The organism is Imperialibacter sp. (assembly GCF_040222385.1).
Lineage (GTDB): Bacteria > Bacteroidota > Bacteroidia > Cytophagales > Cyclobacteriaceae > Imperialibacter.
In genome coordinates, this window is sequence record NZ_JAVKDF010000042.1 from 55436 (window position 1) to 73614 (window position 18179).

The 18179-nt window shown below is 47.5% G+C and carries 18 protein-coding genes; 7 read left to right on the top strand and 11 right to left on the bottom strand.

The features are described from left to right. The first annotated feature begins 52 nt into the window (after nucleotides 1-52). The gene (locus RIG68_RS22345; RefSeq protein WP_350127514.1) at nucleotides 53-511 is read left to right on the top strand and encodes an HU family DNA-binding protein; all 459 of its coding nucleotides are present in this window, start codon (nucleotides 53-55) and stop codon (nucleotides 509-511) included. 85 nt (nucleotides 512-596) lie between these two features. On the opposite strand, the gene RIG68_RS22350 is transcribed toward RIG68_RS22345, so the two are convergent. Further along, nucleotides 597-1694 (bottom strand): DUF695 domain-containing protein, encoded by a 1098-nt coding sequence (locus RIG68_RS22350; protein ID WP_350127517.1) that lies wholly within the window; start codon nucleotides 1692-1694, stop codon nucleotides 597-599. A 532-nt stretch (nucleotides 1695-2226) separates the two neighbouring features. Here RIG68_RS22350 and RIG68_RS22355 point away from each other — a divergent pair. Further along, the gene (locus tag RIG68_RS22355; RefSeq protein ID WP_350127520.1) at nucleotides 2227-2916 is read left to right on the top strand and encodes a matrixin family metalloprotease; all 690 of its coding nucleotides are present in this window, start codon (nucleotides 2227-2229) and stop codon (nucleotides 2914-2916) included. A 70-nt stretch (nucleotides 2917-2986) separates the two neighbouring features. Here RIG68_RS22355 and RIG68_RS22360 read toward each other — a convergent pair whose 3' ends face one another. Further along, nucleotides 2987-4069: an NAD(P)-binding domain-containing protein gene (locus RIG68_RS22360; protein ID WP_350127523.1), complete on the bottom strand. Its 1083-nt coding sequence runs from the start codon at nucleotides 4067-4069 to the stop codon at nucleotides 2987-2989. A gap of 13 nt (nucleotides 4070-4082) precedes the next feature. Next, on the bottom strand, nucleotides 4083-5105 hold the full coding sequence (locus tag RIG68_RS22365; RefSeq protein ID WP_350127526.1) for an LLM class flavin-dependent oxidoreductase: 1023 nt from the start codon (nucleotides 5103-5105) through the stop codon (nucleotides 4083-4085). A 447-nt stretch (nucleotides 5106-5552) separates the two neighbouring features. Here RIG68_RS22365 and RIG68_RS22370 point away from each other — a divergent pair, with 447 nt between their 5' ends. Further along, nucleotides 5553-6452, top strand: a complete 900-nt coding sequence (locus RIG68_RS22370) for an NAD-dependent epimerase/dehydratase family protein (protein ID WP_350127529.1) — start codon at nucleotides 5553-5555, stop codon at nucleotides 6450-6452. Nucleotides 6453-6912: 460 nt separating this feature from the next. Here the strand turns inward: RIG68_RS22370 and RIG68_RS22375 are convergent, their stop codons facing one another. Beyond that, the gene (locus tag RIG68_RS22375) at nucleotides 6913-7458 is read right to left on the bottom strand and encodes a GRAM domain-containing protein (protein ID WP_350127532.1); all 546 of its coding nucleotides are present in this window, start codon (nucleotides 7456-7458) and stop codon (nucleotides 6913-6915) included. Nucleotides 7459-7595: 137 nt separating this feature from the next. Between RIG68_RS22375 and RIG68_RS22380 the strand changes: the two genes are divergently transcribed. Beyond that, the gene (locus RIG68_RS22380) at nucleotides 7596-8633 is read left to right on the top strand and encodes a hypothetical protein (protein ID WP_350127534.1); all 1038 of its coding nucleotides are present in this window, start codon (nucleotides 7596-7598) and stop codon (nucleotides 8631-8633) included. A gap of 119 nt (nucleotides 8634-8752) precedes the next feature. Here RIG68_RS22380 and RIG68_RS22385 read toward each other — a convergent pair whose 3' ends face one another. From RIG68_RS22385 to RIG68_RS22400, 4 genes are all read right to left on the bottom strand, one after another. Then, nucleotides 8753-9460: a class I SAM-dependent methyltransferase gene (locus RIG68_RS22385; protein ID WP_350127537.1), complete on the bottom strand. Its 708-nt coding sequence runs from the start codon at nucleotides 9458-9460 to the stop codon at nucleotides 8753-8755. A gap of 163 nt (nucleotides 9461-9623) precedes the next feature. Further along, a complete protein-coding gene (locus RIG68_RS22390; protein WP_350127540.1) occupies nucleotides 9624-10481 on the bottom strand; it encodes a hypothetical protein in 858 nt (285 codons plus the stop codon). A gap of 218 nt (nucleotides 10482-10699) precedes the next feature. Next, a complete protein-coding gene (locus RIG68_RS22395) occupies nucleotides 10700-11545 on the bottom strand; it encodes a hypothetical protein (RefSeq protein ID WP_350127542.1) in 846 nt (281 codons plus the stop codon). A 155-nt stretch (nucleotides 11546-11700) separates the two neighbouring features. Further along, a complete protein-coding gene (locus tag RIG68_RS22400; protein ID WP_350127545.1) occupies nucleotides 11701-12069 on the bottom strand; it encodes a VOC family protein in 369 nt (122 codons plus the stop codon). Nucleotides 12070-12230: 161 nt separating this feature from the next. Here RIG68_RS22400 and RIG68_RS22405 point away from each other — a divergent pair, with 161 nt between their 5' ends. Next, entirely contained in the window at nucleotides 12231-13037 is an 807-nt protein-coding gene (locus RIG68_RS22405; RefSeq protein WP_350127548.1) for a 3-keto-disaccharide hydrolase, read from the top strand. Nucleotides 13038-13046: 9 nt separating this feature from the next. On the opposite strand, the gene RIG68_RS22410 is transcribed toward RIG68_RS22405, so the two are convergent. Beyond that, complete coding sequence (locus RIG68_RS22410; RefSeq protein ID WP_350127551.1) at nucleotides 13047-13445, bottom strand: VOC family protein; 399 nt, start codon at nucleotides 13443-13445, stop codon at nucleotides 13047-13049. Between the two features lie 109 nt (nucleotides 13446-13554). Further along, the gene (locus RIG68_RS22415; RefSeq protein WP_350127554.1) at nucleotides 13555-14976 is read right to left on the bottom strand and encodes an amidohydrolase family protein; all 1422 of its coding nucleotides are present in this window, start codon (nucleotides 14974-14976) and stop codon (nucleotides 13555-13557) included. A gap of 111 nt (nucleotides 14977-15087) precedes the next feature. On the opposite strand from RIG68_RS22415, the gene RIG68_RS22420 reads away from it, so the two are divergent. Then, nucleotides 15088-16014 carry an SGNH/GDSL hydrolase family protein gene (locus tag RIG68_RS22420; protein WP_350127557.1) on the top strand — a complete coding sequence of 309 codons (927 nt, stop codon included), beginning with the start codon at nucleotides 15088-15090 and terminating at the stop codon, nucleotides 16012-16014. A 163-nt stretch (nucleotides 16015-16177) separates the two neighbouring features. Beyond that, on the top strand, nucleotides 16178-16918 hold the full coding sequence (locus RIG68_RS22425; protein WP_350127560.1) for a peroxiredoxin: 741 nt from the start codon (nucleotides 16178-16180) through the stop codon (nucleotides 16916-16918). 165 nt (nucleotides 16919-17083) lie between these two features. Here the strand turns inward: RIG68_RS22425 and hisB are convergent, their stop codons facing one another. After that, a complete protein-coding gene (hisB, locus tag RIG68_RS22430) occupies nucleotides 17084-18178 on the bottom strand; it encodes a bifunctional histidinol-phosphatase/imidazoleglycerol-phosphate dehydratase HisB (RefSeq protein ID WP_350127563.1) in 1095 nt (364 codons plus the stop codon). Nucleotide 18179 lies beyond the last annotated feature (1 nt).

An 18179-nucleotide genomic window follows, 5' to 3' on the forward strand; every position in this document is an offset into this window, starting at 1 on the left:
GAACAGGGTGCCAATTGTCAATCATTTTATTCACATTTAACCATTTAAAGTCATGTCAATTCAATACAAAGCAATTCGCCGTACCGAGCCGGGAGTGGCAGGTGGCGGCCAAATCAAGTACTACGCAGGCATCGTAAGAGAGCGGGAGGTTTCGCTCCGTGATATGGTGAAGGAAATTTCTTCCCGCAGCACCGTTACCACCGCCGATGCCTTTGCGGTTATCGAAAACTTCCTGGAGCTGGTACCCAAGTTTTTGCGAAGCGGTCGCAACGTGAACATGGGACAGCTTGGGCGCTTCAAGGTGAACCTTAGCAGCCGGGGTTACGACACGCCCGAAGAAGTGCTCAACTACGCCATTAAAGGCAACAAGATCATCTTTTCTCCCAGCCCCGAAATGAAGGAAAACATGAGCGGGGTGAAGTACACCAAAGTGGCCGGGCAGTCGGCGTATACGAAAGTGGCGGGGCAGCCAGCCCCTCCTATTACCTTCACGAAACGAAAAAGAGGATGAAGCTAGTGCACCGGGCATTTACCCTAACCTGACATCCCGCATGACCTGCGGGATTTTTTTTGTGCGGGTTCGGTGCTGCCTGCCATCACAAGGCCTCCCTAAACTGTTCGAAAGACTGCCAATATTTGTCCTTGCGGATTTCGCTGCTGATACCGAGCTCTTGTGAATATTTAATGGTCAGCTGGCGCAATACTTTTGATGGCTTTCTGAATTCTTTGCAGCCAAAATAGATTACTCTGGTATTGTCCCCGGTATGCCGGCCAATGCACAAATAGCCGTCTGCATCTTTCAGTTGACTGATGGCCTCATTCTCAATTTCATCCAGCAGTTGATAGGTTTCTACGGTTGGCATACCTGTTTCTTTATCTCCGTCATACCTGATTTGCAGTTCGGCGATCCAGGGATGTGAGGGCTTTCTGTCCCAGTCGAGTAAGGTGGTGTTAATGATCCCTGTAACTGGCATGCCCTCTTCCATCACTCCCTCCAGGCTGGCATAGGCATCGTGTTCCGTATCGTACCTTTCGCCCTCATACTTTTCCAAAAACTCTGTTTGTCTCCAGGTGAGGTAAGCCTGTAGCTTTTCAATTGGAACCAGCTCTTTTTCGATTTCACTGCCATTTGCTACAGAAAGATTGTCAATGGTGGTGGCGAAAACCAGTTCTCCAAGGTAGCTGTCGATAAATACATAGACACCATTCCTAATAAGGTTTTCATCTTCTTCCTTGTAGTCGCTATAAACAACGGTAATATCAATTACGTCGGGGTAAATCGGGAAGTCATTCGAATAGAAGAAAAGATTGTCACTATTGAAAACGTAGCCTTGCATCTCTATTTGCAGGTCGTTTATGTCCATTGCCTGCTTCAGCGCTGTAAACTTCCAACCCGGGATAGCGGGGGCGGCCCTAATAATGTTCTCAGTAAAGGCAAAATTCTCCACTATGCCATCAGATGTTAACACCAACTCCACCGTGCTGTCATTGTGCATGCCAGCTAGAAAGGCAATGCCCTCTCTCAATTCTGCAAGTTTGGCGGAGAGTTTGTTAAAAAAAGTAGCCTCAATATCACTGCCGTTTTTTATTGCATTAAAAAATGCTCTTTCATTTTCCTGAAACCATGCCCAGAAGTTTGAGAAAGCTTCTTCAGGCTCCTTGTTCCCATTCAAAAGGTCGGTTACAAAAGTCATTATCCAGCTCTGGTTTAGTTATCTCATCTTTTAACTATCAATCGAAGCTACCTGCGAACTGTTACACTCGACAGGTAGAAAAACCGAGATAGGCCAGGCAGGTTGGTTAACCTGCTACGAAAGGCCATGATTTAAGATAGGGAATTAGTTTTAATTTGGAATATGCGGATTGGATTAAAATCCATTTTAATTATCACCCCAATGCCGCAAGGGTCTCTCCCAGCCGGGCAGGCTTGTGGCTATCGACTGTCGGGCGTCCGCCAGCTCTGTCCCACTCTTCGAGTTTTATAGTCGCCAGGCGAGAAACTCGACGACCCATCGTATCGCTTGCTGTCGGGTAACTACAAAAAAGTGAAATATTAGAACGGGTCGCAGACCCTACGATAAGGCTCCCCAATTACAAATTGGGAAGAGCTGGGTTGGCGCTTAGGCGATCTTTTCCGCTCTTCAACAGGTTACGAAGACTGGAACTACCGAATTAACCTCATTGCATTTTGCCAAAAACTGTTCTATCGCCGTATCTTCATAAGCGATGAATAAAACTATCAGCTTTGGCCTTCTGGTTTGTATGGGGCTTGGAGTATCGTGTCGTGAAGATATGCCCACTCCAGGTAACCCTTACGTCAAATGCAACGAACTGCTGTCGGCGTGTGCAGGCAATGGTGATGGCGCTTTCTGCACGTTCGGATATAAGTGGGGCGAAAGCAACCCTTTCTACGACAATGCGGGCCTTGATATCGACGGGCCTGGTGACTGGGGAGGACAAATTTCGTACAGCCTGGCTCCGGAGGGCACCAGTTTCAACACCCATTCGCAAACCAATGTGACTAGCGTTTCGCTGAAAGAGATCACCGTCTGCACAGCCGAGCATGAAATCAAAAGGGCGCTGGAGGCCTGGGCGTCAGTCGCTGACCTGGAATTCGTAGAAGTGACAGATCAGAGAGGCGATATCCAGTTTATCGTAGCCGATATAGAGCAGGGCGGCATTGGCTATCCCAACTACACGGACGATCTCTGCTCAACGCTGGCAGGTCAGTTAATTATTGACGTGCCTACCCGAAACACTTGCGATGGTTTTTACAACCTGGTACTACATGAAATAGGTCATACACTCGGGCTAGGACATGTTAGCACCGCCAATATCATGAATCCTGGCTTCTCTTCGACGGAACTGCAGCCTGGAGACATTCAGGGGATTCAATCAATTTATGGCGCAAGGTAGACACAGTTTGTCCTGCCACCGCTCTTCGAGGCTGCCCTGCGGAACATCCCGAAAAACTACGCACACAGCACTACAACCCCAACTCCCTCATCAATTCCCGGGCTGCTGCGCCGCCAGCACGATTGGCGCCGATAGTAGAGGCGGAAGGCCCATAGCCCACCAGGTGGATCCTGGGCTCTTTCGCCACCATGGTGGCCAGGCTTCCGGCCATCACAATGCCGCCACCCTCTTCTCTTGGCAGCACCGCATCCAGATGTGAGAGAGCACCTTTGAAGCCCGTATTCCAAAGAATCACGTCAGCTTTTTCTTCTCTGCCATCGGGCCACTTTACGCCTGTCTTGGTGATTTCGCTGAACATCGGGAAGCGGTTGAGCACGCCCCGCTTTTTCATATCGATTACTGTCGGTGACATGGGTAGTCCGGTAACCGATACTACCGACAAAGGCGGCAGCCCATTCCGTACACGCTCTTCCACCATGGACACAGCACGATGGCCGGCCTCATCATCAAACGGCCCTTCTTTGAACTCAGGCGGACGCCTTGTTACCCATGTGATGGTGGTCACTTTCGATATCTGATCCAGCAGCTGAATGGCCGAGATACCAGCACCTACTATCACCACATGCTTTCCTTTAAAATACTCTGCCGTCCTAAAATCTTTGGTATGGAGCTGCTCGCCTTCAAAAAGGGCCGCACCGGGATACTCCGGAAGGTGGGGGTTTTGCCAGGTACCGGTGGCATTCACAAGGCCCAGCGCTGAGAACAGCGCAGTGGACGTATCGATATGCAGCCGGTCGTTGTGCCAGTACACCCTCTCCACCTTGATGGGGCGATACACCTGCAGCCCAAACTTCTTTTCGTACTGATCATAATAGTGTGGCACAGCCACGTTGGCTCTCACCTCTTTGGCGTCGGTTTCCAGGCTGTCTTCAAACGGCATACCCGGCAGGTCGTGAATCCTGTTCACTGTGCTCAGGGTGAGTGAGGGCCAGCGAAACTGCCAGGCACCGCCGGGGCTGGGTGCTTCATCGAGCACCACAAAATCCCGACCTGCTTCCAGCCCACGTCTCTTCAAATGATGAGCCGTGGAAAGCCCGGCCTGCCCTGCTCCTATGACCGTAATTTTAGTTTTGTAGCGAATTTTGTTAGCCATCCAAAACCTCTCATTATCGCCAACCCAGGCCTGGTGCTACGTGTTCCAGAATAGAGGACAATACATGCACATTGTAATCGACTCCCAGGGTATTCGGTATCGTCAGCAGTACAGTATCTGCTTCCTGAATGGCCTCGTCTTTTGCCAACTCTTTGATCAGTTGATCCGGTTCGGCCGCATAGCTCCTTCCGAAGATGGCCTTCCTGTTACTTTCTATGAAGCCTATTTTATCTGTTCTGTCAGCCTCACGGCCAAAATAGTACCTGTCCTGTTCGTTGACCAGGGCAAAGATGGATCGGCTCACTGAAATCCTTGGTTCCCGCTTGTGCCCGGCCTCTTTCCACGCTTGCTTGTACAGCCTGATCTGCTCAGCCTGCTGGATATGAAAAGGCTTGCCGCTTTCATCAAACTTCAGGGTGGAGCTTTGGAGGTTCATGCCCATTTTTCCCGCCCACGCTGCCGTGGAATCAGAACCAGACCCCCACCAAATGCGGTCACGAAGTCCCTTTGAGTAGGGCTCCAGCCGCAGCAAACCCGGAGGGTTCGGAAACATGGGATTTGGATTCGGTTGGGCAAAACCTTCGCCCTTCAGCCTTTCGTAAAACTCTAATCCCTTCCGGCGGCCCATGTCGGCATCGGACTCTCCCTCTTCGGGCTCATAGCCAAAGTACCTCCATCCATCAATCACCTGCTCAGGGGAACCTCTGCTGATGCCCAATTGCAGCCTTCCCTCTGAGATCAGATCGGCAGCACTGGCGTCTTCTACCATATACAGCGGATTTTCGTACCGCATATCAATTACTCCGGTGCCAATCTCTATTTTACTTGTTTTGGCCCCAATAGCCGACAACAAGGGAAAAGGTGATGCCAGCTGCCTGGCGAAGTGGTGCACCCGAAAGTAGGCACCGTCTATCCCAATTTCTTCCGCCGCTACCGCCAGGTCAATAGATTGCAGCAGTGTGTCACTTGCAGTTTTGGTGGCATACGCCGGATGATTGTCCCAATGCCCAAATGATAAAAACCCAATTTTTTTCATAGTTCCCCCCAAGGGTTGAATGTAATGTGTAAAGATAGTCAGCTGACTCCTGCTCCGAACAGAAAGCCCTGCTGCTTCATCTCAGCTAACCACAAACACTAAGAGATGAAAATTGGTGCCATTACTTTCAATCAGTATAGTATCGACTCAGTAGAGTCCAAGCCAGCCCCTGCCGCAAGGGTCTCTCCCAGCCGGGCAGGCTTGTGGCTTTCACAAACTGGCGTCCGCCAGCTCCCAAACAAACCCTGTGCTACCCAGGGCTGAGCATGCTAACGCAGGTGTCGGCACGGCCAAATAGCCCCCAAGCAAGAGCCGTCAGACACCGGTTGTTTCCTGTATCCGGCGATTGACGGCTCCCATTGCATAGCCCGGGCTTTTTCCCCTTCACATTTTGGCTTTATTTCCATCACTGCGTAAGTTGCCTTTGGCATCAAAACACCGGCATACATGAACAATAAGAGAATATTTTTCACAGGCGGATCAGGAAAAGCAGGAAGGCACGTAGTACCCTACCTTCTGAACCAGGGACATAGGGTGATGAATGTAGACCTGGTGCCTTTGGATCACCCTGGGGTGGACAACCTGAAGGCCGACATTACCGATTCAGGGCAAATGTTTAATGCCATGAGTTCGTATGCCGGGCTGGATGAACTGGAGCCCAGCAATGGCGTACCAAAGTTTGATGCTGTGGTGCATTTTGCTGCCGTGCCCAGGATCCTAATCACTCCTGACAATGAAACGTTTCGGATCAACACCATAGGCACCTACAATGTGATTGAAGCGGCTGTAAAGCTTGGCATCAAGAAGATTATTATTGCATCGTCGGAGACCACGTACGGTGTCTGTTTTTCGGATGGTAAAACCGACCCGCATGTGCTGCCTTTGGAGGAGGACTATGACGTCGACCCCATGGATAGCTATGGATTGTCGAAGGTGGTCAATGAAAAAACAGCCCGCAGCTTCCAGCGACGTTCAGGCTTTGATATTTACGCCCTTCGTATTGGCAATGTGATTGAGCCTCATGAATACACGGAACTGTTTCCTGGATATTTCAAAAACCCTGAAGTGCGCCGCAGGAATGCCTTTTGTTATAGTGACGCACGTGACCTGGGGCAGATCGTGGATTTATGTTTGAAAAAAGACGGCCTTGGTTATCAGGTTTTCAATGCCGGCAACGATCATAATGGTGCGATTATCCCCAGCAAGGACCTGGCTGAACAGTTTTTCCCTGGTGTGCCCATTACCCGTGAATTGGGCGAGCATGAGGCATTGTTTTCCAACCGCAAAATCCGTGAGGTGCTGGGCTTCAAAGAGCAGCACAACTGGCGAAAGTATTTAAACGGGTAACATCCAATTAGATATGCTCAGAAGAGATCTGTTTCTCCAAAACCTCTTGCACGGCATAAAACAACACCGAGCTAAACAAAGTCAACGCCATCTCATGCTAAAATCCTTATCTGCTGATAAGCCAAGCGGAACATCCCAAATTGCCAGCAACCAGCACAAATAAGGAAAAAATCTGCTTATCCGATGTAGGATGTCGTAGCGTAAACTCCCGACCAACACCAGCGAAAAGATAGAAATTACGAGCAGACCAGACACACATTGGCTCATAAGAAATTTCCCAATCGGGCTTCCTTCGTTGCTTCCGTGCAAGTCGCCATACCAATATGTTTGTGGCTTAGTAAAATGGTTATAGAGATATCAAACAGGATTGCTCAAACGGGTGGATCAATAGTATTAGCTTCTTCTTGGTCATTAAACTGGTGTTATTCTATTTTTGCGTCGCAGCGTATTATCCCTAAAATCATCCCATTTTGTTGCTCAGTTTCTCCAGCCAAACATCTCTGTCATTCAAAACGAAGTCGTACTTTTTTCCATCATTAGTAGTCACTCTCATTCCATTGTCTACCAACCCACCTGTTCTTCTTTTGTGAACGCTTGCAATTTCCTTATAGAGAATGTCAGTAGGGCCCTTTTGTAGATTAAGAGAGTGAGGTCGGAACATGAGCCCCCGGTTTGTGAGGAATAACTTTCCACCCACAGCCTCCATTCGCCGAAACAAATTGGCTAAACCTTCCATCTCCACTTGTTCACCGTCAGCTAAGCTCTTGTGAAGTTCTTCACCAATCCGGGGTATTACCTTCCTGTCAAATTTATTTATGATATAAGGAAAACTGAGCCCAAAGAACACTCCAAAGAAAATACCCTGAAAAGCGATACTGGCCAGAGAGTAGTTAATAGCGGATACTATCCAGTCATACACCAGCATCATGCTGGAAAACAGTATTCCACACACAGCCATCAATAGGATGCGTTTCTTCCAGCTTAGTTTCAATAGAGTGTCGCTCATAGTTATCACAGCAAAATGACTTGCTCTGCCAATAGATGGTAAAATAGCCACTCCGGGTAGAACTTTGACATTTTAAGTCAAAAAATTATTCTGGTATAGTAATTGAGTCTAATTGTTTCAAAAAAGCACCTACCATTATGAAAAGAATCTACCTACTTACCCTAACAGTGATACTCTTCTCTTGCGACAAAGAAGATGAAGCCCCAGAATACCCCGACCTGTCAATCTACGTAGATCGTTTCGTTGAAGAAGCCAAAGACAGGGGATTTGATTTCGATTTATCTGGCTTGGAGGCTGTATATGTTGACGAAATAGATCTGGATGGGAATGAGTATTGCGGATATGGTTATTGGGACTACAAGGGAAGTGGAAAGAAAAGGATTGAAATTTCCAAGTCTGCCAACTGTGATTGGAAGAACAGATCGGACATAGAAAGAGAGAATTTATTTTTCCATGAGATGGGCCATGCATTCCTAAGAAGAGTTCATGATGAAACCCTCCTTTGCGATGGAAAGCCGATGTCGCTTATGGCCTCCGCCAATGGCCTCGGCTGGCGATTTTATACAGAAGCAGAAGTTAAAAAAAGAGACTACTACATTACAGAGTTGATTGATAGACTCTCGATAAAAGACGAGTGTATTGATTACGGGCAAAACTGGGCAACGAATCCTTTCTTCTATCAGGATATCTATCAAGATAATGAATGGTACTTCCATTCTGACAATAACAATTACTCTGGCAACAAGGGGTTCATTGGAGGAGATCCAACAAAACCAATTTTTACAATTCAGCAAATTGATGGAACAATCACGGACAACACTGGTTATTGGCTCAGGCAATTCAATAATCCCAATATTCCGCAGTGCGCCAAGGTAAAGCTGAAAGTTAGCATGAGTTCGGAAAGCCTGGAGGGAACCGGTGCCGCCATCGGCGTTAGGGCCTTTCACTCTCCTCCAAAAACAACCGGAGCAGTTAATGAGGAATATCTTGTGCTCTCTACCGAGGAAACAGCCCCTCTTACAGGCACTTTCTCCAAAGAAATACGGGAGCTAGAAATAGACTGCTTCAGCAGAGATACAGACTACCTCATTGTTTTTATTGTAATGCTTCCCGGAAGCAAGGGCGTGTTAAATATCGACGATGTTGAGATAGTAGTGACTGAAAGTCTGGGGTAAGGAATCTCATTTGCGGCTAGCCCATCCCTGACGGGCCAGCTACAAGTGTTTAGCAACCAACTCTCGGAATGGCCTGAAGAACTAGAAGTCACTGCATGGCCTCCGCACGTCTTTCCTACCTATTTGATCCCGCCGAAAGCTCCAAAACACATGTTCTTATGAAGAATTTCCACCTTCCTAAACCCGGCCTTCTTCATCAGATCAAGCTGGTAGTTCATTGACCTCGGCGAATCCTCCTTTTCAACATAGGCCAGTACTTTCGAACGGTATTCGACCCCTCCTATTTCTTGCAGGTAGTCGCCATAGCGCTCCCAGGTGTAGTCAGTCATCACTTCCGTATCCTGCGAAATCAAATCTGAAATCATCAAACACCCACCTGGCTTCAGTAGCCGATAAAGTTTGTTGAAAGTTGTTTCCCAGTCTTGGTCGTCCCGCAAATGGTGAAGTACTGCGCCCGCCAAAATGATATCGAAGTGCCCTTCCGCCAGGTCGACTTCCCTAATATCCCCATGTAGCGTTTCAACACTTTTGACCTTTTCTTTACGCACTCTTTCTCGTGCTTTATCAAGCATTGGCTGGCTCAGGTCAACCAAACTGCAGTTCAGGTTGGGCAACTTCGACAGCATCATGATGGAATAGTTACCTGCCCCACAGCCTATATCCAACAGATTTTCGGCGTTAGGAACAATTCTCCTCGCAGCCTCTGTGATGAGTTCCAGCGATAACCTGGCGTCAATTGTTGAGAGCTGCCCTGTGTCAAGGTTTGAAAACCTGTCCACATCATTATCAAACCGTTCCCTAATCTCTGCAACTGTTGATTTGTTCATTGCTTTTTAATTATACCCCTTCCCGGGTGATTAAAAAATCGTTCGTGCATAACCTGGTGCTGGTCAAAGATATTTATCGGGCAAGCAGATCGCAATAATGCACCGCTTCCAAAGCAGAAAAGAGTGGTGACTTCCGCACTTTGTCACCAAGTCGCCCCCCTTCTCAACTTTCACTTTCCCATCCCAAGCTGTTGGACTCCAGATCAGCATTGATTTTTTTAACCACCGCATCAATTTCATTGGCCTGATCTATCATTTTCTCCACCAGTTGATCAGGCTGCACATCAGAGCCCATTTTGTAAACAGCGGCCAGGCCCAGCAGCCTTGCCACAGGACCCCGCAAATGATGGGCGTTGATGTGTCCATACCTGATAAGCATTTCGTTTTGAGACTTAATTCTTGCCGTACGCTCAGTCACAATTTGCTCCAAATTTTGGTTCAATGAGCTAAGCTCCGCCTGTGTTGCATGCAGCTCTTTGTTTTGCTCAGCTATTTCGTTCGCCCTCCGCTGGAGTTCTAAATTGGTGTTTCGCAAGTGATAATGAATCCCATCGTAGCTACCTTTTAATACAGCCGTAGCAAACGTAATAACGAAGTATAGAATAGAAAATGTGATACAGGCAGTAACCTTTTCCGACACATGATAGACAAACACAGTATTGAGGAGAATGAATGCTATCCCGTGCATAACCCACATGGTTCTTCCCTTCAGCATCACTGAGATAACAAAACCGACAATCATAACCACGGCCAGTGTGACAGAAGCATGGGGGGCAATAAGCCGTTGATAAGCCACTACAGTTAGCGTTATAGAGGTTAAAAGAAGCACAGCTTGCGTAGGGTATTTATCCCTCAACTTATAGGCAGCAATGCAGGCCAAAAGAATGACTAGTGAAACCACGGTGGGCAGCATCTTCTCCGGACGGAAAACAATACTGGACAAGAGAATAAAAGAGACCCCAAGAATACTTATCCTCAAAAGGGTGTTGAGAAAAAACTTCTCAATATTCCTTACTATCATTTAGCTGGTTGCTCAAAAAATCAGTTCGCTTTCAATTTAACAAAAGTTTACTGCGGTGAAACGAGTCTTTTTACTAATTGACGGGTAACGAGTGAATTCCTTAGCGAAGTGCCTTTTTATCTACTCACAGTCCAAGTTAGTTTGTTGTTTTGTGGCGGTATGAGAAATATTCATCTTTTTGCAGAAAGGCTTCGAGGGCCACAGGGAAACGCCTGGCTTTACATTTCCAGTTCTTTAGACTCCAGATCGGCATTGATCTTCTTAACCACGGCATCAATCTCATTGGCCTGCTCTATCATTTTCTGCACAAGCGCATCCACTTTACCGCCAGATTCAATCTCGTAAATGGTAGCGAGTCCCAGCAGTCGTGCCACCGGCCCCCTTAAATGATGCGCATTGGTATGGCTATAGGAAATCAGCATGTCGTTTTGCGCCTTAATTTTCGCTGTGCGCTGGCCCACTATCTGCTCCAGATTTTTGTTCAAAATACTAAGGTCATGCTTCGCTTTGTGGAGCTCTTCGTTTTGCATGGCTATCTCCTCTGCCTTTTTCTTCATCTCCTTATTTGTGTGCCGCAGGTGTTGGTGGATTCTGTCATAATTAACTTTCAGCACTCCACTGGCATAAGCGATGATGAGGTATAAGATCGAGTAAGTGATGGCAGCCGTCGCAACGTCCGACACGTGATACAAAAACACAGAATTCAGCATAATAAAAGCAATACCATGCATGACCCACATGATTCGCCCCTTTAACATCACCGAAAAAATAAAACCAATAATAATCACGGTAGCCAGTGTAATAGAAGGGCTGATTTGCATGAGCCGTTGGTAGCACACCACTGCCAAAGTAATGGACGTAAGAATTACTATGGCAGCGGTGGGGTGCCTCTCCCTGATATAGTGAGCCACCAGACAAGCCAGCAAAATAACGAGCGCAATAATTACACCCACGGTGTCTTCCGGGAACAAGAAAAAGTTAGAAGCGAGAATCAAAGCGACTCCTACAACGCATGCTTTCAGGAGCGTGTTGAGAAAAAAAGGTTCTATGTTTCGGCCTTCCATTATTGTACCTAAGTAGCTATTAGTTTCTTGTCAATTTTACAAAAGATTATTGGGCCAAGCTACGATTTTGTCTGGTTACGGGCATATAACCAACGGCGTATTGAATAGCGATTTCAACTCCTCCGGTTTCTCTGAAAGCACATACAAGAACGGGTTTATACGTCCTGCACCACAAAAATGGCATTGTGGTTTAGGTCATAGAAGCCAAATTCGTGTGTACCCCAGGGGGTGTTCATTCGCAATTTCTCTTTTGTGATCGTTCCCCGCTCCATAAATTCTTGGAAATAAGGCTTGATATCGGCGACAAAAATCTTCATGACAGAGCCGCCGGTAATAGGATCTTCCTCATTGCCATGATGGAACTGCAAATGGAACTCCAGGTTTTCTCTTCTTAACCCGGCGTATCCGTTATCACCAAAACAGTAACTAAACCCGGCGTACTTGTCATACCATTTGAGGTCACGTTGTATGTCGAGTGAGGGAAGAACCGGGATGATACCTAAAGGTGAGGGTGTGGCAGCCATGGCTTTGTTTTGGATGTTCTACGATTTAATATACACATTGCAACTGGTTATTTCCAGTGATTGTGTCACCGGATCACGGTGCACCAGCCTGATCGAAGCCAGGGAGTCAATCCCACGCACTGTTGAGATGCGAGGTAACCATAAAAGTCCTATCTTCCCTTATGAAACACAACCAATCACTATCGTTACCATTACTATGCCTTTTGTTTGTTGCTACCATGTGCAACCCGCCTACAGCAGACGAAACAGCCAAAGAAAGCATGCCTAATTCAGAAACCATAGCTCCGGAAGGGTTTAGGGCGCTGTTCAATGGTGTTGATTTGGAAGGCTGGTATACCGTTAGTGATGGAAATGGCCCCGATAGCCTGGAATTATTTTCGGCAGAAAATGGAACCATCCACGCTTACCCCAGCCAACAGGCAGGTTCCAGACAGTCATTTGCTGGTTTGGTGACCAAAGAAGAATACGGCAGCTATATACTGGTGTTTGAGTTCAAATGGGGTGAGAAAAAATTCGAACCCAGGACTGAAAATGTAAAAGACGCTGGTGTTTTGTTCCATCTCTTCGACGACACCGATTTTTGGCCCTATGGCGTAGAATGTCAGATACAAGAAGGAGATCTTGGGGATTTATGGATCATTGGGGCAAGGGCATCAGCCAGAGTAGACGCCTCAGAGCACTATGCTGCCAACGGCGAACTTAAAACAAAAGGAGAAATAGAAAACAAATACCATCGCTTCTCCAGATCCAATTCATGGGAAGGTCCAGGATGGAACCAGGTGGAAATTGAAGTAAACGGCGACCATGCCACGTTCAGGATCAACGGCAAAGTTGTCAATGAAGCGATTGACATGAAGTACTGGGATATTGAAAAAAATAGCTGGGAGCCACTCACCAAAGGCAAGATTCTTTTGCAGGCTGAAGGTGCAGAGATTTTTTACAGAAATGTATTTATCAAAACATTGTAACAGACACCATCAAATTCTTTTCTCAATCATCCACTTGTGGCCGAAAGGGTCTTTCACCACTCCCTGGCGATAGCCGTAATCATAGTCTTGCGCAGGGCTAATCTCCTCGGCCCCGGCAGCTACTGCTTTGGTCATCCATGCATCCACATCGTCGACGAAAAGGCCTATCAGAGCGGTGCTTCCACCCAGCGCAACCGGATCAAAGCAGGCATTCCTCTCTGAATTTTCATGTAAATGAAAAAGTTGACCTTGTAACGAAAACTCAGCCACATGGTAAGTGCCGTCGTCGTTCATAAACGTTCGCAAAAGCTCGGCACCGAAGGCCCTGGTGTAAAAGTCGACATTGGTGGTGCCATGAGGAATGTAGAGTTCCGGGGCAAAAGAGGGGAGATTCATATCGTTTGTCATAACAGTTGAGTATTTATGGGTATAATTCAAAAATACGACTAATTATAAAACCACTTGCTTAAGCGTGTGAAGACATACGCTCAGGCTGCTGAAGAATTACAATTGATATTTACCGAATCCCCACATATCCTTCAGCCGCTTTGAATAGCTTTTTTGAATCATAGCCAACTCCATTTTTAAAAACAGTATTAAGCGATCTGATGGCGGTAATGTCCTTACTGATGTCTTTGTCCATGATCAGCAGGTCGGCGATTTTTCCTGCTTCTACGGTGCCGATGGAAGATGCCTGTTCCAGATAGGTAGCGCCATTAAGTGTACATATTTTAATGGCTTCGGGAATGGTGAAACCCATTTCTATAAATAGCTCCAGCAGCCTCATATTGGCGTAACCAGCCACAATTCTCCCGTCGTAAGTAGGGTCGGTGCCTGCTACTAATAAGCCACCTGCATCGTAAAAAGCCTTCTCCCACACCTTGGCCTTGTTGAACGCCAGGTAATCGAGCGAGTCCCTGCCCTGCTTGCTAGCCCAGCGTTTGTACACCTTTTCTTTAGCATTAGGAAACAAAGCGTCGATGCCTCCTCCCGGCACCACCTCTCTACCGGTGTAGGGCTCAAATACATTGATGGTAGAGGTCAACGCTACTTTCTTGCTCACCAGGTGTGTTATCAGGTCGGTCACTTCCTTTGAGTCGACCGGAATAGTCAACAGGGCCTTACGCATTTCAAAAGGATCGCAAATATCAACTTGCTTGCCTTTCACAAAGTCGCTGCAGGAGAAAAAACCATGCTCAAGGTTATCGATCCCAATATCAGCGGCTTCCCTGTAGGTAATGGAACAGATATGACCAGTGACTTTCATATTTCTTGCATGAGCCGCTCTAACAATCGCTTTAAGGTCTTCCCGGGTGATGAAATTGTACACCTTGATGGAGGTGATCCCCATATCCGCATAGTAGTTCACCGCCCGGGCTGCACCTTCCGGAGACTCGATGGCACCGAGTTCAAATATCCCCACTCCTGCCCTGTCAATATGTGGACTGGTTACGTCCATTTTTGGGCCTGGCACTTCACCTCTCCCAATGGCTCTCTTAATATTCAGGTCGGCCTGCGGCATGATACTTCCGGCCGTTCTCATGCTGGTAACACCACCGGCGAGATAGAGCCTGGGAAATGAGTAGCTCATTTGGTCCACTCCGTAGTTTGCATCTGGCGTTGTTTTCGGATAAAACAGGTGCTCATGCAGCATCACCATGCCTGGCATGGCACTTTTGCCTTCCATGTTGATGGCCGTCACCCCCTTTGGCACGGGTAGATCAACACCTACTTTTTCAATTTTGTCACCCACAATAAGTACATCCTGATTGGCTTTGGCAGGGCCGCCAGTTCCGTCTAAAAGTGTGAGATTTTGCAGCAGGTACGATCCTCTTTGGTGCGTGACAAAAACGCTCGTTTCGTCTGTCAGCTGATCTTGTGCCAGTGCGCCAAGGCAAGTAGAAATAACGATAAGGATTGTGGGAAATAGTCTTCTCATGGTCGGGAATCAGGTTGGTTAGCTTGCATATTCGCACAAGTCAATACGGCACATACGAAACTACAAAAAAAGCGAGCAAGTCGTATTTCGATATTTCCTATCTTCGTCAATATGACCCGACTGGTTGCCTGCTTTCTTTTCGTTACCGCTTTCCAATTGAGCGCCAAAGGTCAGGGCTCCTTCGCTATCCCCGATTCAGTTCACAGAATCGTCTTCCTGGGCAACAGTATTACTTACGCCGGGCAGTATGTGTCCTATATCGAAGCATGCCTCAAGTTGACTTACCCCCACAGGAAGTTCGAAGTAATCAATGTGGGACTGCCCAGTGAGACCGTGTCTGGCCTCTCTGAACCCAACCATGCAGACGGTAAATTTCCCCGACCAGACCTCCGGGAGAGGCTGGCTCGTGTTCTTGAGCAAACCCAACCCGATCTGGTATTTGCCTCCTACGGCATGAACGATGGCATCTACCTACCCTTCGATGACGCTCGCTTCCAGGCTTATAAAGAAGGAATCAACTGGCTGCACACAGAGGCAGAAAAAGCTGGCGCCTCGATCATTCACCTCACACCGCCAGTCTTCGATGAGCGAAAGGGTGCTGCTTATGCCAATGTGCTCGATATTTATTCCGACTGGCTGATTAGTAATAGATACACAAAGGGTTGGAACGTGGCTGATGTGCATGGGCCTATGAAAAAGCATCTGGAAGACAGGCGCATGACAGATCCTGATTTCAAATACGCTACAGACGGTGTGCATCCTGACAAAGCTGGCCACTGGATCATGGCACGTGCGATCCTGGCTTACCTTGGGCTCAACGCCATGTCCAAAGCTGACAGCATCGGGGAAGCCGTTTCCGCCACCAACAACGGTGAAAAAATACTGCAACTAATTGAGAACCGTCAGTTAATAATGAAAGATGCCTGGCTAACGGCCACCGGGCACACCAGACCTGGAATGAGTAAAGGAAAGCTACTGATCGATGCGCAATTGGAATATGGCATCATAGCTACCGAGATCGACAAATTACTCCGCTGAAAACAGAATACTCTATCTTTCACCAGCCATCCGTCACCACTTTGCCCACTGCATTAAACATCCTCTTTAGAGTGTCGAAAATCAAAGTGCCAGTGTGACTTAAATCACTGCGCCCCACTTGGTAAATCGCTAGCTTCACCTATCAATAAAAACAACAATAGATATGGAAACTACAATGAATGAAGAAGTGGTGGCTATGCCACGCATTGGCGATAAAGCACCAGCGTTCAAAGCAAAAACTACCCAGGGTGATATCAACTTTCCCGTTGATTACCACGGCAAGTGGGTCATCCTTTTCAGCCATCCGGCCGACTTTACACCAGTATGTACATCAGAGTTCATGACCTTTGCAACGCTGGAAGAGAAGTTTGCTAAAGCAAATACACAGTTGGTTGGATTGTCGATTGATGGATTATACAGTCACATTGCCTGGCTGCGCACGATCAAAGACAAAATCGAATTCAAGGGAATGAAGAATGTGGATGTCAAATTTCCGCTCATTGAGGACATCACGATGAACGTAGCCAAGAAATACGGCATGATCATGCCCAATGAAAGCAGTACGCAGGCAGTTCGGGCGGTGTTCTTTATCGACCCCAAGGGCATGATTAGGGCTATCATCTACTACCCACTGAGCCTTGGCCGCAACTTCGACGAGCTTTACCGTGTGATCGTTGCACTGCAAACAGCCGATGAGTTTGCTGTGGCTACACCAGCCGACTGGAAGCCAGGTGACGATGTGATCATTTCGCCCGCAGGATCGTGCGGCGTAGCTAAAGACAGAATGGATGGCAATGTCGAGGGTCTTGATTGCAAAGACTGGTTTTTCTGTACCAAAAAGCTCGACAAAGACATGGTGCTCGACAAGGTACTGAAAAAAGAAAAGGAACCTGTATTAGCGTAAGTAGGGACAACAAGTTAGTACGGTGGCTGCATTTCCAGGACAAAGTACCGGGCGGTGCAGCCTTTCTTTTTCGGCCAGCTCAGGAAGGCCACAGCCATACTCAAAATAGAGACGGTAAATGAGGCATGGAAGAGCCCCAAATTCACTAGCGATCACCAGCGCTTTCTAAAGCACTCCCTTAGTGCTAGGCAACTGATTCAGTGCATTGGCGTCTCTGCCTATAGCCATCTTGATGGCCCTCGCAAGCGCCTTAAAGGTTGCCTCTATCTTGTGGTGCTCGTTAGCGCCTTCCGCCTTGATGTTGATATTACTCAGCGAAGTATCAGAAAACGACTTAAAGAAGTGATAAAACATTTCCGTTGGCATATCGCCTACCATTTCCCGCTTGTATTCAGCCTCCCACACCAGCCAGGGCCTTCCACCAAAGTCGATAGCCGCCTGCGCCAGGCAGTCGTCCATAGGCAGCATAAAGCCATAGCGGCTAATGCCTTTTTTGTCGCCAATAGCCTTGCGGAAAGCTTCCCCTAAAGCCAGCGCTGTGTCTTCAATCGTGTGGTGCTCGTCGATATGTAGGTCGCCTTTCACAGTTACTTCCAAATCACAACCAGAGTGACGGCCCAGCTGATCGAGCATGTGATCATAGAACCCCAGCCCGGTATTCATCTTCGTTTGGCCCGTGCCATCGAGGTTGAGTTTTATCAATATATCGGTCTCTTTCGTGGTTCGTTTTACTTCCACTATCCTTGGCGGCAGCTTGAGGAAACGATAAATTTCATCCCAATCCGAAGTACTTAAAGCTGCATCTGGGTTTGACTCTCCTATAAAAATAGCTTTTGCACCGAGGTTCTTCGCTAGTTCCACATCCGTTTTACGGTCTCCTATCACATAAGAGTTAGCCAGGTCGTAATCTTCGGTCAGGTATTGTGTAAGAAGTCCTGTGCGGGGCTTTCTGGTTGGGGCATTGTCCTTTTCGAAGGTTTTATCGATGTGGATAGCAGCGAAATTGACCCCTTCGCCTTCCAGCGTTTCCAACATCTTGTTCTGTGCTGGCCAAAAAGTATCTTCAGGAAAGCTATCTGTGCCTAATCCATCTTGATTGGTCACCATCACAAGCTCGTAGTCGAGTTCTTCCGCTATCTTCCTAAGGTTGGAAATAGCACCCGGAATAAACTTCAACTTCTCCAGAGAGTCTACCTGAAAGTCTTCAGGTGGCTCCACGATGATCGTGCCGTCTCTGTCTATGAACAATATCTTCTTCATT

Coding starts and splice junctions, on each gene's coding strand:
- RIG68_RS22425 (WP_350127560.1), top strand. CDS start 16,178: ATGGAAACTACAATGAATGAAGAAGTGGTGGCTATGCCACGCATTGGC.
- hisB (WP_350127563.1), bottom strand. CDS start 18,178: ATGAAGAAGATATTGTTCATAGACAGAGACGGCACGATCATCGTGGAG.
- RIG68_RS22360 (WP_350127523.1), bottom strand. CDS start 4,069: ATGGCTAACAAAATTCGCTACAAAACTAAAATTACGGTCATAGGAGCA.
- RIG68_RS22370 (WP_350127529.1), top strand. CDS start 5,553: ATGAACAATAAGAGAATATTTTTCACAGGCGGATCAGGAAAAGCAGGA.
- RIG68_RS22385 (WP_350127537.1), bottom strand. CDS start 9,460: ATGAACAAATCAACAGTTGCAGAGATTAGGGAACGGTTTGATAATGAT.
- RIG68_RS22405 (WP_350127548.1), top strand. CDS start 12,231: ATGAAACACAACCAATCACTATCGTTACCATTACTATGCCTTTTGTTT.
- RIG68_RS22420 (WP_350127557.1), top strand. CDS start 15,088: ATGACCCGACTGGTTGCCTGCTTTCTTTTCGTTACCGCTTTCCAATTG.
- RIG68_RS22390 (WP_350127540.1), bottom strand. CDS start 10,481: ATGATAGTAAGGAATATTGAGAAGTTTTTTCTCAACACCCTTTTGAGG.
- RIG68_RS22415 (WP_350127554.1), bottom strand. CDS start 14,976: ATGAGAAGACTATTTCCCACAATCCTTATCGTTATTTCTACTTGCCTT.
- RIG68_RS22400 (WP_350127545.1), bottom strand. CDS start 12,069: ATGGCTGCCACACCCTCACCTTTAGGTATCATCCCGGTTCTTCCCTCA.
- RIG68_RS22355 (WP_350127520.1), top strand. CDS start 2,227: ATGAATAAAACTATCAGCTTTGGCCTTCTGGTTTGTATGGGGCTTGGA.
- RIG68_RS22365 (WP_350127526.1), bottom strand. CDS start 5,105: ATGAAAAAAATTGGGTTTTTATCATTTGGGCATTGGGACAATCATCCG.
- RIG68_RS22375 (WP_350127532.1), bottom strand. CDS start 7,458: ATGAGCGACACTCTATTGAAACTAAGCTGGAAGAAACGCATCCTATTG.
- RIG68_RS22380 (WP_350127534.1), top strand. CDS start 7,596: ATGAAAAGAATCTACCTACTTACCCTAACAGTGATACTCTTCTCTTGC.
- RIG68_RS22345 (WP_350127514.1), top strand. CDS start 53: ATGTCAATTCAATACAAAGCAATTCGCCGTACCGAGCCGGGAGTGGCA.
- RIG68_RS22395 (WP_350127542.1), bottom strand. CDS start 11,545: ATGGAAGGCCGAAACATAGAACCTTTTTTTCTCAACACGCTCCTGAAA.
- RIG68_RS22410 (WP_350127551.1), bottom strand. CDS start 13,445: ATGACAAACGATATGAATCTCCCCTCTTTTGCCCCGGAACTCTACATT.
- RIG68_RS22350 (WP_350127517.1), bottom strand. CDS start 1,694: ATGACTTTTGTAACCGACCTTTTGAATGGGAACAAGGAGCCTGAAGAA.